The sequence below is a fragment of the Kitasatospora sp. NPDC086791 genome (assembly GCF_040685975.1).
GTDB lineage: Bacteria > Actinomycetota > Actinomycetes > Streptomycetales > Streptomycetaceae > Kitasatospora.
Window position 1 is genome coordinate 1 of the sequence record NZ_JBFBOC010000040.1, and the last position, 16202, is coordinate 16202.

Sequence of the window (16202 nt, forward strand, 5' to 3'; positions counted from 1 at the left end):
CGCCGTGGCGCTCGTCCTGGACCTTCTCGCTCGTGGCGTCAGCGCCGAGGACGTGCTGCTCGACTTGATCGCACCCGCCCAGGCAGCGGTCGGCGCCCGAACCGGCGCGGACCGGTCGGGGCCTTCGGTCGAGCCGCCCGTGGCGACGGCTCCGGTGTCCTACTCGGCGGCCTCCGCGGCGCCCGAGCGCAGCGTGAGCAGGGTGATCTCACTCGGCGCGAAGACCCGGAAGGGCGGCCCCCAGAAGCCGGTGCCCCGGCTGGTGTAGAGCTGGGTCCGCTCCCCGTGCCGGCTCACGCCGTGCACCACCGGCTGGTCGATCCGGACGAGGAAGTTGAACGGCCAGATCTGGCCGCCGTGCGTGTGCCCGGAGATCTGCAGGTCGATGCCGGCGGCGGCGGCCTGCGGGACGTACTTGGGCTGGTGGGCGACGAGCAGCACCGGGTTCGTCGGGTCCGCCCCCGCCAGCGCGCCGGCCAGGTTCGCGCGGTGCCCGGCCAGGCCGGAGTGCTCCGCGGTCACGTCGTCCACACCGGCGAGCACGAGGGCGTCCCCGCCGCGCTCCACCACGACGTGGCGGTTGTGCAGCGGCTCCCAGCCCAGCTCCGCCATCCGGTCCAGCCAGCCCTGGGCCTCCCCGCCGTATTCGTGGTTCCCCGTGACGTAGACCTTGGCCAGCCGCGAGCGGATCGTCCCGAGCGGCGCGGACTGCTCCCGGCGCCGGGCGGGGGTGCCGTCGGCGATGTCACCGGCGTGGACCACGACGTCCGCGTCCAGCGCGTTGACCGCCTCCGCGACCCGCGCCGACCAGTCCGCCCGGTCGATCGGCCCGTAGTGGGTGTCGGCCAGCACCACGACCCGGGTCCCGTCAAGGCCCCCGCCCAGTCGCGGGACGTGGACGTCCAGCCGCTTCACCCGGGGCACGCGCATCGCCTCGTGGTGCCCCCAGGCCAGCAGCCCGGCCGAGACCGCGGCCACGGCCACCGCCACGATCCTGGCCCGGCCGGCGCCGCCGACGTCGAACCCGGCCAGCGCGAGGTTCACCAGGCCGCCCAGCACCGACCAGGTGAACAGTACCCAGACCACCCCGAGGCTGGTGTCCGCGAGGCGGGCGGCCCGGTCGACCTGCCGCGACCCGTGGCCCGCGACCATCACGAAGGGGAAGGAGACCATCCAGGCGGCGAAGACAGTCGTGCCGGCCAGGAAGACCGGCAGCGGCCAGTCGGCGCCGGAGGCGAAGAGCGTCCACCAGGGCGGGAGGCACAGGACCACGAGGACGAGCACGAGGACGGCCAGCCGCCGGAACAGGGCCCCCCGACGCCGCGCGCCCCCACCCGGTGCCTCCGCGCTCGGCGGGGTCCCCGCACCCGACGCGGGAACCGCCACGTCCTCGGGCCGGGCGGTGGCCACGACGCCCCCGTACTCCCCGCCGCCCGGCCGGAGGTCCGACTCCGGCCCGATGGATCCGCTGTCAGTCACTGCGCCGCCCCTCACGTCGTCTGTGGCCCCCATCATCCGACGAGGCCCCCGAACGGCCTGCGGTCGGGGGCCTCGCCCGAGCGGCGTGGCGGCGGCGCAGGAGGACGCGAGTGCGCGAGATCGCAACGGAGTGCCGGAGTGCGTCGCCCGGTCGGCTGACCGACGGTGCGGCTAGTTGTCGGTGTCCTTGGGATGCCGAGGCGAGGCGTAGACGAGGTGGACGGTTGGCCGGCCTCGTCGACGAGGTAGCGCACGCGCCCGCCGGCTGTCACCTCGAACTCCCACTGCGGAAGCTCGCGTCCTCCGAGGGCTCGGGTCGACAGGCGGCCGCGCAGTCGGTGCCGGCGGTCCGGGTCGCTCGTGGACAGCGGATCGGTGCGGAGGGCTTCGAAGCAGCGACGCGTGTTCCCGGGAGCTTCCGTGCAGAGGTCGCCCCATCCCTTGGCCGCCTCATTGGTGGCGAACCGCGGTCTCCACTCGTCACCGATCGGTGGCGATGGGACGTCGTCGCCGCGCTTGGGGCTCATGGCTCGAATACCTCGCCGTGGTCGTCACCGGTGAGCGGTCTGGTGAGCTGCACGGCCAGTTCGGGATCCGCCAGGATCCGGGCGGTGGCGCGCCACTCGACGATCACCCGGTGCAGGTTGCCGTGCACGTCCAGCTCCACCGCATCGCGGGTGGCGTTCACCAGGTCGACGACGAACTCCCGGACTTCCTCGGCCGACAGGTGCCGGCTCCAGGGGAAGACCTCGGGGAGCGCGAGGAGGACGGCGCGCGCGCCCTCGTCGCTGGTGATCAGCGCGGCGAACAGTCGGGCCGTGACATCGGCGGTCTCTTCACGCTGCCGGTCGTGACGCTCTGTGGTCAGGTACAGGTCCTCACCGTCGCGACGTGTGACGTGAACGCGCTGGACCTGCTCGACGGTGTCCGCGACGCGCTTGGAGTTCTTCGAGAGGTCGGAGAACGACACGGTGGGAGTGGACATGGGGCGACGCCACTTCGGAATACATTCCGAAGTCAAGGAAGGTGGGTTGCGGAGGGGGAGTTCCGGCCGCCATCGTGGGCGGCTGGGTGCGAACCGGGGGCGCCGAAGGACCGCGGGAAACCGCCGTGACGTTTCCCGCGGCGCCTGGGTCTTCGTTCGCCCCTAGGCGGGCTAGGGGCGCTAGGCGGGCATCACGCCGTGGATGCGGGAGATGGTGAACACGCGCTCGTCGTCCCGCAGATGGCACCAGGCGTAGAGGTGGGGCGCGTCCAGTTCGAGCTCGCTGAGGGTGCGGACCGTCGCGTTGCCCGAGGCGGCGAGGTACTCGATCGTGATGGCCCGCCCGTCGTTGACGGCATGGGCCAGCTGGCGGACGTCGGTGAAGGACAGGTTGCGCGCGTACGCGGCGATGATCTCCTCGGTGTCGGTGTCGTACGGGCGGTTGCTCTCCGGGTCGGGCTCCGGCAGGTCCGCCGGGGCGCCCCGGAGCCGGGTGGCGAGGGCGGACAGGTCGACGGCCGTCCGGGGGGCTCCGATCCGGGCGTCCGTCCGCTGCGGGCGGGACCTGCCGCCGGGCAGCGCCGGGGGCGGGACCGGGCTCGCCGAGCGGGGGCGCGGAGCCCGTTCGATCCGGACGGTCCCGTCGGGCTTCTCGGCGACCGGGGCGTAGCCGGCGGACCGCAGTGCCGCGAGCGTCTTGTCCGCGGGCGACCGGCTGATCAGCACCGTCGGTGCCAGTTGCCGCAGGCCGAGCGGGGCGAGCTTGCGGTGGGCGGCCAGTTCGGCCAGGAGGGCGGGCTCCTGACCGTGGATCACACAGGCTGCGGAGACGACGCGCACCCGGCCGTGGCTGCGCGCGGTGTCGTGGATCAGGTACGAGAGCGGCTGCGGGAGCGGATCGACGGCGACGGCGACCAGGTCGGCCGTGAGGGCGTCGGGGGTGAGGCCCGCGTCGAGGGCGCGGCGGACGCTGCCCGGGCTGAACCGCCAGACGGACGCCGCGCCGGCGGTCTCCCGGTCCGCGACGGAGTCCAGCAGCGCGAGGAGGTGCGCCGACGGCGTACCGGCGACCACGGCCGTGAGATCGCTGCCGAAGCGGGCGGTCCCACTGGCGGCGGGCAGCAGCCGCCGACAGGCCACGGTCAGCGCGTCACTGTCGTTGTCGTCGTCGCTGTCGTCGGCGCCGGCGTGGTCGGAGCCGTCGGAGCCGTCGGCGAGCAGGGCGGCCCCGATCGGGGACACGGCCCCGAGGGCGAGCGCGCCGAGCAGTTCCGCCTCCCGGATCAGGGTGGCGAACGGCGTGGCGTCCTGGGGCAGTTGGTCGACGAGCGGGCGGAGCCACACGAGCAGCGCCGCCAGGTCCGCCGATTTCGCCGCGCCTTCGCCGGCCGGGAGCTGGGCCGCGGCCGTGAGCAGCCCGTGCCGGGCCTGGACGCAGCCTCCGCAGGGCGGTGTCCCGGCGAGCGCGGGCAGGGCCTTCCCGTCCTCGTCGCGGCTCCCGCCGGGGGTCAGCGGCAGCGCCCACCACGCCCGGAGCAGCGTGGCGAGCTGGTCGGCCGGTTCCTGCCCGGCCCAGGTGTCGTAGCCCGCGGTCGCCGCGACCCGGTCGCCGTCCCGGGCCAGCAGTCCGGCCGCGCTCGCCGCCTCCAGCACGAGGCGTACCACCATCTCGTCGCACCGCGCCGCCTTGCCGATCCGGGACAGCTCGCGGGCGCCGATCCCGCCGGCCTTGAGCCGGGCCGGCGGAGCGGCGGCGCACACCCCGAGGACGGACACGGCGTGCGCGGCGAACGCCATCGAGGCGGCCGCGGCTTCCCGTTCGACGGCCGAGGCGGTGGCGGGCACCGACCGCACGTCGGGCGGGAGCGGGGTGAACGGGGCGTGCCAGTCGGGGCCGCGCAGTGCGAGTGTCACCTCCGCGGGCATCCGGGCCGGCCCGTACCGGTGCCGGTCCCGGATCAGCAGCCCCCGGTCCAGCGCCCATTGTTCGCCGGGCTTGGAATCCGCCTGCGGAGTCCCGAACATGATGAAGCCCGGCCGCTCCGGAGCTTTGTGCGCGAGCCGCTCAAGGAGCTTCCGGGTGGCTGCGGGCGCGGTGGCCACCAGTGCGGAGACCCGCGCCGGATCGCTGTGATGGTCGACCAGCGCCGCCAGCCGCTGCGCCTTCCGGTTCGCCGCGGGTTTGACGTCGATCTTCGCCAGCACGCGGCCCAGTTCGTCGGAGTTCGAGCCCGCGAGCAGTCGCACGAGCGGTGCGTCGAGCCCCAGGGGCGAGTCCCACGCGTTCCGCAGCGGCGCCGCCATGCGCAGCACGCCGTTGCCGTCCGGCCACACCAGGGCGCGATCGGCCAGCACCTCCAGGGCGGCGGCCAGTCCGAGGGCGCGTTCACCATGAGTTGCCCCCAGCAGGTCCGCCAGCCCCTCCCGTGACGCACCCGGCAGTGCGGCGACGGCCTCCGCCACCTGCAGGCACGGCAGCGTGAGCCGGGGCAGGGCCAGCGCCACCGACGCCGGCCGCTGAACACGGTCCGCCAGTTCACCCACCGACCGCGGCTCCGGAGCCGCCGCAGCGTCCGGACGCGCCGCCAGAACCCGCTCCAACCCGGCCGCATCGAGACCGCGCAGCCACGAGGCCAGCGCCGATCCGCTCTTCGTACCGATGGGGACACCTCACCACGTAGGAGGACGGCCAGGCCCTACCGAAGCCGACCGGGACCACCAGGATGGCCCATCGACGGGTGTGGCAACGACCGCTGGAGGCCCCCGTGCCGACGCTCCTACGCCTGACGCAAGGTGGTGGCCACCTCGTTCAGATCCTGGACGGTGTAGGAGCGCTCTTCCGGTGATGAGGCCCAGCCGGGGGGCGCACCCCGGAAAACCACGCCGACCTGCCCGCAGAGGTCCGCATGGCGTTTTCCGTCGGCAATGATCGCGCTGGTGAATCTCGCCCACGCACGAGGAGTGAGGTTCAGCTCCTGGGCTTTGCGGCCGAACCGGTTGCCGATCACGGTGATCTCCGGTGCCGCGCCACCCTCCCAGCCGGGTAGATCGGTACGCACGGTCGGCATGAGGGCCCCCAGGTCCGAATGGAGCGTCCAGTCCACGCTGATTTCGGCCTCCAGGATGCGCAGGCCGTCACCGTTCACGAGGAACACGCCGATGGCCGCCAACCAGCGGTTTTCGATGCCGCGAAGGAAGCCGGTCCGGATCTTCTTGCTGACTCCCGTGTAGCGCAGGAATATCTCGAACTGGTCCAGTACTGATTCGGTGCGCGTTCTCGTCTCGGTGTACGTCGAAGTCGTCGGCATTTCCCTCGCTCCGGGTAGGCTGCTTTCTCGGCCCGATCGCCGGCCTATGGACCGGTCAGATACGCACGATCCGCCGAATCGAAACCGCAGTCGAGCTTGCGGGCCTGGGCTTCCGTCCGTGCCGCGATATCGGGACCCAGGGAGTTCATCGTGGCGCTCACGAATGAAGCATATTTCTCCGGCGCGTCCACGACCGCCGCGAGATTGGCTGCGGAGCTGCCGACGAGGGTCGCGCAGACGTCGCGGATCACGGCGCCGCGCACCTGGGCGAAGAAAGAGACCGGGCGGTGCGCGTAGGATTTCATCAGGCGAGCCACCTCGGGTGCGGTGAGGAGCCCCTCGAAAACCGAGGTCAGAACCGCCTCGCGTTCCGCGTCGGTCGGCTGCCAGTAGAGAAATCCCATGCGCCCAGGCCTCCTGAGCGGTGGATAGAGCTTCGCCGGGTCGTTGCCGGTCACGAACACGGGAACCCGCCGCACGCTGCCGATCTTCTCGATGAAGGTCGGGTGGTCGGCGAGGTGCATCAACTGGGCGAGCACCTGCTGGTGGTTGACGGTGCCGGTGTTCTGGGACCACTCGCCGATGGTCGTGTCGACGTCGTCGATCAACAGTGCACACGGCCTGCCGGCGCCGATGCGGTGGGCTGCCGTGACGTACCGCTCGAGAATGAGCTTTCCAGGAGCTCCCGCGCGGTCGCTTTCCAGGTCGGCCGCGTTGACCGAATACACCTCCACGGCACTCTGGGCGAGAACTGTTCTGAGCTGGAAGGTCTTCCCCTCACCGGGATATCCGAAGATTCCCATGATGAGAGGCTCTTCCGGGAGGTTGATGTAGCTCAGGATGAGATGCTGCAGGACCTCGGTGCGGAACCGATCCGGGATCGTGACGGTGGTGGTCATCCTTCGGCTCGTCCCGAGTCGCCGCCGGTACGCCGCTGCAGGATCTCCGCGTTCAATCCCTCGAAGATGCCGATCTCTTCGCGAATGGGGGCGGGTGGCGCTCCGTTCGGCCGGCCGTCGTCGGGTACCGGGGAGGGCGACCTGTCACGAAGTCGCTGGATGTTCTGATCCAGGTGCAGTAGCGCGTCCCCGAGCGTGGGAGAACCGAGCGTGGGCTCGAATCCCACCGTCGCACCGGATCGTAGCTCTCGACGGGACAGCGTCAGGCCGTCCGACTGCACGACAAGGTGTTCTCCCACCCTGCCTGTCGCGGTCAGAAGACCATGCGCATTCGAGATCCCGGCGAAGCGGACCGAACACGTTTCGCGGGTAGAGACTACCGAGAACGCGTGTCGCTGTCCGCCGATTCGCAGGGCCGGTCGCGGCCGGGCCGGCTCCGCCTCCATGGACACCACAAGTCGGCAATGATCACCACCGGAACTCCCGCGAACCGGCCGGCCGGTCGGCCGGTGAAATCCCATCGATTATTGACTTCTCCTCGTCAATTACCGTCGGGCGGTGTCCGGCCTTGATCTCGTATGACGGATTGCCCGCCGGGTTCCCCGAAGCCGGGATGGGTTCGTCCGGCCCATTCGAAGTCCGTGCGCGCCGGCAAGACGTTGACGCCGCGCGAAGTCGGCGGTCAGCCCGGCTACCTCGGCAGGAGGAGCGCGTGGTCGCGGATCCGTGCGGCAGGTCCGCCCACCACTCCGTACCGATCGCCCGCCGCAGGCCGGCTCCGCGACGATCGCGGCGGTCCGGGCACCTGTGTTCTGGTCGGGTTGCCAGCGCTGAAGGCTGGTCACGGCACCTGCAGCCACGGAACGACGAAGGCCCCGACCGCTGGGCGGTCGGAGCCTTCGTGCTGCCCTGGCGGGCGGAGGCGGAGGATACGAGATTCGAACTCGTGAGGGGTTGCCCCCAACACGCTTTCCACATGTTCGTCCGGCTGTCCGGGGGTGGTTGCATGCGTCCTGACCTGCAGTGAAGCGACGCGTGGGCTGGAGTCTGAACGGCTCTGGACGGGGATGGACGCAACCAGAACTGCAACCAGGATCTGATCCTCACGTTGCCTGGCCGCCATGTGGAGACGCCCGGTGGGCTCTGGTCCTCAGCAAGTAGTACGTAGGTGCTCCGAGGCCATCTCGTCCAGAACGGCGCGGATCGGTGTGGGAGTCAGGTTCAGGACCGCCGACGTGTTCGCTGCGTCGAGGAGGTTGGGACGGTCGTACAGGTACAGCATCTCCGGGAACTCGGCCATGACGGAGTCGGTCCGGCCGATCTCCTCCAGTTCGGCCCTGGTCATGTGGGCCAGATCGGGAGTGGGCGCACCGGCCGCCAGCGCCAGGGACACGGCCAGCTCACGGACCGGGGCCTGAGAGGTGGACGGCGTGTGCCAGGCCCGGCCCCACGACTCCTCGCTCCGGGACGCGGCGATCAGCGTGCGCGCGGCGTCACCGGTGTAGGTCCAGCTGTGCGGGGCGTCGAGATCCCCCGGGTAGGCGACGGGCGCGCTGCTCAACACCTGCGCCCCCACCATGAGGGTGAACGGCGAGTAGGCGCCCGCACCGAGGTAGTCGCTCGCCCGGACCTCGGTCACCCGCACCCGGCCGGCCTCGTACGCGGCGAGCGCGTCGTGCCACATCCGCGCCCGGACGCGGCCCTTGACGCTGCTGGGCACCATCGGAAGGTCCTCCGTGACGGGCCCGTCGACCGGCCCGTAGCCGTAGGTGTTGCCGAGCATCACGTAGTCCGCCCCACCGCGTTCCGCGGCCGCCAGCAACGAGGCGGCCAGCGGCGGAAATTCGGCCGGCCAGCGGTCGTAGGCCGGCATGGCGCAGTTGAACATGACCGCCGCACCGCGGGTCAGCTCGACCAGCCGGCCGGTGTCGTTGGCATCCGCGGCCACTCGCTCGATCCGCTCGTGCAACGGCCCGCCTCCCCGGCGGGTGACGAGCCGGACCCGCTCACCGGCGTCCGCCAACAGCCGCGCCGCGGTCGCTCCGGTGGCTCCGGCTCCCACGATGACGTACAAGGACACGCTCCCACTCCCTGGTTGATGGTCTACGGGAAGGGGCAGGCCGCCCCGACTGCTCCACTCTCCGCTGCGGGGTGTTCGTAAGGTAGTGGCCCGAATGCCAAACATCTGGAGGTTCGGGCCATGCACCGGGTTGCCGTCGTCGCCGTCCCCCCTGCTACCACCTTCGACCTGTCCATCCCCGAGCTGGTCCTCGGCGAGACGGTCGTCGACGGCCGCCCCGGCTACCGGGTCTGCGCCTGCACCGCACGCCCTGGTTTCGTCGCCACCAGCGGCAGTCTGGAGGTCACCATCCCCCACGGGCTGGAGGCCGTCGACGACGCCGACACCGTCATCGTGACCGGGACCGGGGCCCGCGAGGACGTCGAACCGCGCGTCCTCGCAGCACTCCGCCGCGCGTCGGCTGCGGGTAAACGCGTTGCCTCCATCTGCACCGGAGCATTCGTCCTCGCCCAGGCCGGACTGCTCGATGGGCGCAGCGCCACCACCTACTGGGCCAAGTCCGAGGAGTTCTCCGCGCGCTTCCCATCGGTCCGGCTGCGGCCCGACGTCCTGTACGTCGAGGACGGCAACGTGCTGACCTCGGCCGGGCTGTCCGCCGGCATCGACCTGTGCCTGCACCTGGTGCGTACCGACTACGGCGCCGCGACGGCCAACGCGGTTGCCAGGCTGGTGGTAGCGGCACCGGTGCGGCCCGGCGGGCAGGCGCAGTTCATCGCGACACCGCTGCCGCCCGCGACGGGCACCTCGCTGGCCGCGACCCGGGCCTGGGCGCTCGACCGCCTGCACGAACCGCTCACCCGCACCTACCTCGCCGCCCACGCGGCAACCAGCGTCCGCACCCTGACCCGCAGGTTCCACGAGGAGACTGGCCTGAGCCCGCTGCAGTGGCTCCTCCACCAGCGCGTGATCCGGGCCCAGGAACTCCTGGAGACGACCAACCTGCCGATGGACCAGGTTGCGCGGCTCAGCGGCCTCGCCACCCCCGACTCCCTGCGCCACCACCTGTCCCGACGCACCGGCCTGACCCCCACCGCCTACCGCACCACCTTCACCCACCGCCTCAGCCGAGGAGGTTCCCCGCGCCCCCAGGCTGAGCCCCGATCCCAACCGCGGCCGACAACGGGGCCGGACAACGTCGAAGGCCCGGACCACACGGAGCGGTCCGGGCCTTCGATAAGGCGGAGGATACGAGATTCGAACTCGTGAGGGGTTGCCCCCAACACGCTTTCCAATTCTCCCGAACGGTGTCCGCCGGGGTTCACCCTTGTCTTGACCTGCGACGGAGTGGTCCTTGGGGGAGACTCTGGACCTTGCCGGACGGGGGTGAACGAGACCAAAACTGAGACCAAGCGTGCAGGCGGCTCTTGGGGAGCGTCCGCCCTGTCGCAGGCGTCGGTCCGGTCACCCGTCGGCTGCAGCCCGACCAGAGTGGCGTGGCCCGGGGGTAGCCATCGCTCCCCTGATCGAGTGAACCGACAGTAGCCAGCGGTTCGCCGAATCGTTATCCGGGAAGGTGTTGCGAATACTTCGAATAATTCGGATGCTGCGACTACGCTGGGAAGCTAGGAGGTTCGACTATGGCAACCGCCACAGAAGGCCGGAAGATCGCGCCGGGCACCGTAGACGCGCAAAGCGCCGAACGGGCGCTGCGTAGGGTTCGTGACTACCTCGCGCACAACACGGACGCCACCACAGACATCACCATCGTCGGTGAGGTCGGCATCGACGATCCTCTCGTGCTGCCGCGCCCCACGGTCGAGATGTTCGCCGCCATGCTCGCCGCCTTGGCGAACGGGCAAGGCGTGCAGATCATGCCAGTCAATGCCATCGTGTCCACCCAGGTCGCCGCCGACATGCTCAACGTTTCCAGGCCCTACCTAATCGGTCTCCTGGAGAAGGGAGACATCCCCTTCGAACGGGTCGGGCGCCATCGGCGCATCAAGTTCAACGATGTCATGGAGTACAAGCGGAGAGACGACCGCGAACGTAAGGACGCAGCCGACTCGCTCACGGCCCTCGACGAGGAGCTGGGGCTGCTCTGACATGGCCTTCATCGTTCTGTACGACTCGAACGTGCTCTACCCGAACACGGTGCGGGATCTGCTCATCCGTCTGGCTCGGCACGGTATCGTCCAAGCCAAGTGGACCGAGCAGATCCTCGACGAGGTGGAAGCTGCACTCCGCCGCAACGACATCGGCGACGACGAGAAGCGTGCGGAGCTGCGGCGCCGCATGAACGCAGCTGTGCGGGACTGCATCGTCACCGGCTACGAGCCTCTGATTGACGGGCTCAAGCTCCCCGATCCGGACGACCGTCACGTCCTCGCGGCGGCGATCAGGGCCGGCGCGCAAGTGATCGTCACCGACAACAGCAAGGATTTCCCGTCCGAGTACGTGGCGGAGTGGGGCATCGAGCAGAAGACCGCCGACGACTTCGTCATGGACTTGATCGACCTGGACGACCGTGTGGTCTACGGCTGCGTCATGGAGATTGCGGGTAGTCGGCGACGGGAGCCGGCCACGTTCGAAGATGTGCTGGGTCAGTTGGAGAGGTCCCAACTGATCGGATCAGTGAGCATGCTCCGAAGCGGACCGGTCGAGAGCACCTGACGAGCCAAGTCCATGGGCCCCGGCCGCCAGCAGATGCTGGCCGGGGCCTACCCGCACTCACTCACACGGGAGCGGCGAGGATGCTTGGCAACTCTGGGGGGGCAGGCTCCATGTCGCGCACCGCGCCGTTGCCCCGGTGGGCCGCCGAGATGGTCGAGGGGCGGCTGTGGGAGGAGGGGAAACGACGAAGGCCCGGACCGCGGTGCGGTCCGGGCCTTCTGCCGGCGGAGGATACGAGATTCGAACTCGTGAGGGGTTGCCCCCAACACGCTTTCCAAGCGTGCGCCCTAGGCCTCTAGGCGAATCCTCCGAGGGAGAGCTTAGTACATGTTTCGGGGTGGTCGCGACCACCTGTCTCGCAGGCCGGGGGGTGGGGGTGGCCTGTGGATCGTCGGGGCCGGGATCCGGTAGTGTGGGGGCCAGCCCCTCGTGTGGCGTCATCTCTCTGAACCCCCCCAGGGCCGGAAGGCAGCAAGGGTAGGAGGGCTCTGGCGGGTGCACGGGGGGTCTTTGCGTTCCCGGGGGCCCGGTGGGCGGGGGTGGGGGAGTGCGGGGCGACGCGTTTGTCGGTCCGTCCCGATATCGTCGGTGGTGTGTCCCTAGCCCTGTACCGCCGCTACCGCCCCGAGACCTTCGCGGAGGTCATCGGGCAGGAGCACGTGACCGCTCCGCTCCAGCAGGCCCTGCGCAACAACAGGGTCAATCACGCGTACCTGTTCAGCGGGCCGCGCGGCTGTGGCAAGACGACGAGCGCGCGCATCCTGGCCCGCTGCCTGAACTGTGAGCAGGGGCCGACGCCGACGCCCTGCGGGGAGTGCCAGTCCTGCCGTGACCTGGCGACCGGTGGGCCCGGTTCGATCGACGTGATCGAGATCGACGCCGCCTCGCACGGTGGTGTGGACGACGCGCGCGAGCTGCGCGAGCGGGCCTTCTTCGCGCCGGTGCACAGCCGGTACAAGATCTTCATCCTGGACGAGGCGCACATGGTGACCTCGGCCGGCTTCAACGCGCTGCTCAAGGTGGTGGAGGAGCCGCCGGAGCACCTCAAGTTCATCTTCGCGACCACCGAGCCGGAGAAGGTGATCGGGACGATCCGGTCCCGGACGCACCACTACCCGTTCCGGCTGGTCCCGCCCGGCACGCTGCGCGACTACCTGGCGGACGTCTGCGGTCGCGAGGCCATCGAGGTCGAGGACTCGGTGTTCCCGCTGGTGGTCCGGGCCGGGGCGGGTTCGGTGCGTGACTCGATGTCGGTCATGGACCAGCTGCTGGCCGGGGCCGGCGAGGGCGGCGTGACCTACCAGATGGCGACCGCGCTGCTCGGGTACACCGACTCCGCGCTGCTGGACGAGGTGGTGGACGCCTTCGCCGCGCACGACGGGGCGACGGTGTTCCAGGTGATCGACCGGGTGGTCGAGGGCGGGCACGACCCGCGCCGGTTCGTCGCCGACCTGCTGGAGCGGCTGCGCGACCTGGTGATCCTGGCCACCGTGCCGGACGCCGGGGAGAAGGGGCTGATCGACGCCCCGGCGGACCGGATCGCGGTGATGCAGGCGCAGGCGGACGCGTTCGGCGCGGCCGAGCTGAGCCGGGCCGCGGACCTCGTCAACACCGGGCTGACCGAGATGCGCGGCAACGCGGCGCCCCGGCTGCAGCTGGAGCTGATCTGCGCCCGGGTGATGCTGCCCGGCGCGTACAGCGACGAGCTGTCGCTGCAGGCGCGCCTGGACAAGCTGGAGCGGCGGGCGGCGGCGGGCGGGTTCGCGGCACCGGGGGCAGGCGTGGTGCCAGGGGTGGTGCCGGCGGCTGCGCCGGTGGCGGTGCCCGTGGCCACACCTGCGGTCGCACCGGTGGCCGCCCCCATCGCCGCCCCCGCTGCCGCGCCCGCGATGGAGGCACCGGCCGCGGCTCCCGTGCAGGCGCCGCCGCCTCCGGCCGCGCCCGCCGGGCCGGCCCCGGGCGCCTGGCCGATCCCACGCAGCTTCCCGCCCGCCGGTGGCGGCGGCGCGCCCGCCGCACCGCAGCCGCAGGCCGCTCCGGCCCAGGCCCCGGTGCCCGCGCCCGCCCCGGCTCCTGCGACGACCCCCGTGGCTGCCGCTCCCGCCGCTCCCGGCGGGCAGCCGTCGGCCGCCGCGCAGCAGGGCGCCGCGCAGGTCCGGCAGCTGTGGCCGCAGATCCTGGAGGCGGTGAAGAACCGCCGCCGCTTCACCTGGATCCTGCTCAGCCAGAACGGTCAGGTGGCCGGGTTCGACGGCAGCGTGCTGCAGGTCTCGTTCATCAACGCCGGCGCCCGGGACAGCTTCGTCGGCAGCAACAGCGACGACGTGCTGCGCGCCGCGCTGGCCGACGCGCTGGGCGTGGACTGGCGGATCGAGTGCATCGTCGACCCGTCCGGTGGTGTCGGCGCCGCCCCGGGTGGGGCTGCTCCCGCTGCTGCCCAGGGCGGCGGCGGGGGCTGGGGAGCCCCGGCCCGTCCGGCTGCGGCCCCGCCGGTCGTCGCGGCGCCCGCTCCGGCGCCCGCGCCCGTGATGGCGCCTCCGCCGGTGCAGGCCCCGCCCGTGCGGTCCGCGCCGGTGCAGGCCCCGCCGCCCGTCGCGGCGCCGCCAGCCCGTCCGGTGCGGTCGGTGGCCCCGGAGGACGACATCCCGGAGGAGGACGACCCGGACCTCAACGAGGAGGCGTTCTCCGGCCAGGAGCTGATCATCCGCGAGCTGGGTGCGACGGTGCTGGAGGAGATCCACCACCGGGGCGGCTGAGCCGCGGAGGCAGCACGCGTAGGCTCGGCGGTGACGCACGACGCACCGCAGACAGCCATGACAGCAAGGAGAGAGCCGTGTTCCCCGGTGGTGGCCAGCCCAACATGCAGCAGCTGCTGAAGCAGGCGCAGAAGATGCAGCAGGATCTCGCGAAGGCCCAGCAGGAGCTGGCCGAGACGAAGGTGAGCGGTACGGCGGGCGGCGGCCTGGTCGAGGCGACGGTGACCGGTGCCGGTGAGCTGGTGGCGCTGACCATCGCCCCGGCGGCAGTCGACCCGGAGGACACCGAGACCCTGGCCGATCTGGTCCTGGCGGCGGTCCGGGACGCGACCCAGACCGCGCAGAAGCTGCAGTCCGACCGCATGGGCCCGCTGACCCAGGGCCTGGGCGGCGGCATCCCCGGCCTGCCGTTCTGAGGCCAGGGGGACGACGAGGCCGGCCGACGGCCCAGTGGGTCCGGAGTTCAGACGACGGACCCATGTGATTTATGTGGGAGTCGGGCGTCGGGCGCTGTGTCCGACGCCCGATTCGTTGGATGATGGCACCGGAGCACCACCGACCATCCGAAGGAAGGCGCGACGTTGTACGAGGGCGTGGTTCAGGACCTGATCGACGAACTGGGCAGGCTGCCCGGCGTCGGGCCCAAGAGCGCCCAGCGGATCGCCTTCCACGTGCTGCAGGCCGACCCGACGGACGTGCGCCGGCTCGCGCACGCGCTGCTGGAGGTCAAGGACAAGGTCCGCTTCTGCGCGGTCTGCGGCAACGTCGCGGAGGCCGAGCAGTGCCGGGTCTGTCTGGACGCTCGCCGCGACCTCGGCGTCATCTGCGTGGTCGAGGAGCCCAAGGACGTCGTCGCCATCGAGCGCACCCGTGAGTTCCGCGGCCGCTACCACGTGCTGGGCGGCGCGATCAGCCCCATCGAGGGCGTCGGCCCGGACGACCTGCGCATCCGCGAGCTGCTGACGCGCCTCGCCGACGGCACGGTCACCGAGCTGATCCTGGCCACCGACCCCAACCTGGAGGGGGAGGCGACCGCCACCTATCTGGCCCGGCTCTGCAAGCCGATGGGCCTGAAGGTGACCCGGCTGGCGAGCGGCCTGCCCGTCGGCGGGGATCTGGAGTACGCGGACGAGGTCACCCTCGGCCGCGCCTTCGAAGGGAGACGACTGCTCGATGTCTGACCGGACGCTCAACCAGACGATCAACCAGCAGCACGCCCACGGGCACGGCTCGGAGCCGGACGACTTCGCCGTGCAGATCGCCGACTCGGTGGAGAGCTTCGTGCTCGCCGTCACCGAGGTCGCCAAGGGCGACGAGCCGGGCAGCGCGGTCTCGCTGCTGCTCCTGGAGGTCTCGCAGCTGCTGCTGACCGGCGGCCGGCTGGGTGCCATCGAGGACGTCGTCCCGGAGGACCGCTTCGAGCCCGACGCCGGTCCGGAGCCGGACGGCGAGCAGCTGCGCGAGCGGCTGGCCGAGCTGCTCGCGCCGATCGACGTCTACCACGAGGTCTTCGACCCGTACGGCCCGCCGGAGAAGCCCAACGCCTTCCGGATCTCGGACGACCTGGCCGGTGTGGTCAGCGAGCTCCAGCACGGGCTGACGCACTACCGCGAGGGCCGGGTCAGCGAGGCGTTGTGGTGGTGGCAGTTCTCCTACCTCTCCAACTGGGGCACGACCTGCACCGCGGTGCTGCGGGCGCTGCAGTCGCTGATCGCGCACGTCCGGCTGGACAGCCCGATCGGCGCCGTGCCGGACGGCGCGGACACCGACGACGACGGGCTCACCGACGAGCAGCTGGAGCAGCAGGCGGGCGACCTGATGGCGGCCGAGCTGGGGCTGCAGCGGTAGAGCGAGGCAGGGCCAGGCAGGGCCAAGGCAGAGCCAGGTAGAGCCCGGGCCAGGTGGTGGGAGTCGGCGGCCGCGGCGGCACGGCACCGACTGTGACGGATGCCTCAGGGATCCGCCGGGAAGGGAAATCCGGCCGGATCCCCGTCCGCGGGTCCGCCGATTCTTCGGGGCCGTACCGGATCGCCCGCAGACCTGCCGGTACGGACGCCCGACCCGCCGATCACCTGCTGAAACGGG

At 71.4% G+C, this 16202-nt stretch carries 13 protein-coding genes, 1 tRNA gene and 1 other RNA gene; 8 read left to right on the top strand and 7 right to left on the bottom strand.

Annotation, left to right across the window (positions count from 1 at the left end; genetic code table 11):
• Positions 1-159: 159 nt before the first annotated feature.
• The 6 genes from AB0Q99_RS30965 to AB0Q99_RS30990 form a co-directional block, all read right to left on the bottom strand.
• Positions 160-1308: a metallophosphoesterase gene (locus AB0Q99_RS30965; protein ID WP_363577087.1), complete on the bottom strand. Its 1149-nt coding sequence runs from the start codon at positions 1306-1308 to the stop codon at positions 160-162.
• Positions 1309-2002: 694 nt separating this feature from the next.
• Positions 2003-2464: a prevent-host-death family protein gene (locus AB0Q99_RS30970; RefSeq protein ID WP_363577002.1), complete on the bottom strand. Its 462-nt coding sequence runs from the start codon at positions 2462-2464 to the stop codon at positions 2003-2005.
• Positions 2465-2644: 180 nt separating this feature from the next.
• Positions 2645-5008, bottom strand: a complete 2364-nt coding sequence (locus tag AB0Q99_RS30975; protein ID WP_363577004.1) for a helicase C-terminal domain-containing protein — start codon at positions 5006-5008, stop codon at positions 2645-2647.
• Between the two features lie 233 nt (positions 5009-5241).
• Positions 5242-5772, bottom strand: coding sequence for a hypothetical protein (locus AB0Q99_RS30980; RefSeq protein WP_363577006.1), 531 nt, complete (start codon positions 5770-5772; stop codon positions 5242-5244).
• A gap of 44 nt (positions 5773-5816) precedes the next feature.
• Positions 5817-6671, bottom strand: a complete 855-nt coding sequence (locus tag AB0Q99_RS30985) for an AAA family ATPase (protein WP_363577008.1) — start codon at positions 6669-6671, stop codon at positions 5817-5819.
• A gap of 1150 nt (positions 6672-7821) precedes the next feature.
• Positions 7822-8751: an NAD-dependent epimerase/dehydratase family protein gene (locus tag AB0Q99_RS30990; RefSeq protein ID WP_363577010.1), complete on the bottom strand. Its 930-nt coding sequence runs from the start codon at positions 8749-8751 to the stop codon at positions 7822-7824.
• 120 nt (positions 8752-8871) lie between these two features.
• On the opposite strand from AB0Q99_RS30990, the gene AB0Q99_RS30995 reads away from it, so the two are divergent.
• From AB0Q99_RS30995 to AB0Q99_RS31005, 3 genes are all read left to right on the top strand, one after another.
• Entirely contained in the window at positions 8872-9957 is a 1086-nt protein-coding gene (locus AB0Q99_RS30995; RefSeq protein ID WP_363577012.1) for a helix-turn-helix domain-containing protein, read from the top strand.
• A gap of 371 nt (positions 9958-10328) precedes the next feature.
• Positions 10329-10793 carry a helix-turn-helix domain-containing protein gene (locus AB0Q99_RS31000; protein WP_363577014.1) on the top strand — a complete coding sequence of 155 codons (465 nt, stop codon included), beginning with the start codon at positions 10329-10331 and terminating at the stop codon, positions 10791-10793.
• 1 nt (position 10794) lies between these two features.
• Positions 10795-11361: a PIN domain-containing protein gene (locus AB0Q99_RS31005; protein WP_363577016.1), complete on the top strand. Its 567-nt coding sequence runs from the start codon at positions 10795-10797 to the stop codon at positions 11359-11361.
• A 225-nt stretch (positions 11362-11586) separates the two neighbouring features.
• Here AB0Q99_RS31005 and AB0Q99_RS31010 read toward each other — a convergent pair.
• Positions 11587-11671: transfer RNA gene (locus tag AB0Q99_RS31010), tRNA-Ser, on the bottom strand.
• Between the two features lie 111 nt (positions 11672-11782).
• On the opposite strand from AB0Q99_RS31010, the gene ffs reads away from it, so the two are divergent.
• The 5 genes from ffs to AB0Q99_RS31035 all read left to right on the top strand — a co-directional run bounded on the left by ffs (position 11783) and on the right by AB0Q99_RS31035 (position 15965).
• Positions 11783-11873, top strand: an RNA gene (gene ffs, locus AB0Q99_RS31015) — signal recognition particle sRNA small type.
• An 81-nt stretch (positions 11874-11954) separates the two neighbouring features.
• Positions 11955-14117 carry a DNA polymerase III subunit gamma and tau gene (locus AB0Q99_RS31020; RefSeq protein WP_363577018.1) on the top strand — a complete coding sequence of 721 codons (2163 nt, stop codon included), beginning with the start codon at positions 11955-11957 and terminating at the stop codon, positions 14115-14117.
• Between the two features lie 77 nt (positions 14118-14194).
• Positions 14195-14533: a YbaB/EbfC family nucleoid-associated protein gene (locus tag AB0Q99_RS31025; RefSeq protein WP_363577020.1), complete on the top strand. Its 339-nt coding sequence runs from the start codon at positions 14195-14197 to the stop codon at positions 14531-14533.
• 165 nt (positions 14534-14698) lie between these two features.
• Entirely contained in the window at positions 14699-15298 is a 600-nt protein-coding gene (gene recR, locus AB0Q99_RS31030; protein WP_363577022.1) for a recombination mediator RecR, read from the top strand.
• On the top strand, positions 15291-15965 hold the full coding sequence (locus tag AB0Q99_RS31035; RefSeq protein WP_363577024.1) for a DUF5063 domain-containing protein: 675 nt from the start codon (positions 15291-15293) through the stop codon (positions 15963-15965). Before recR ends, AB0Q99_RS31035 begins: the two co-directional genes overlap by 8 nt.
• The last annotated feature ends 237 nt before the right edge of the window (positions 15966-16202 follow it).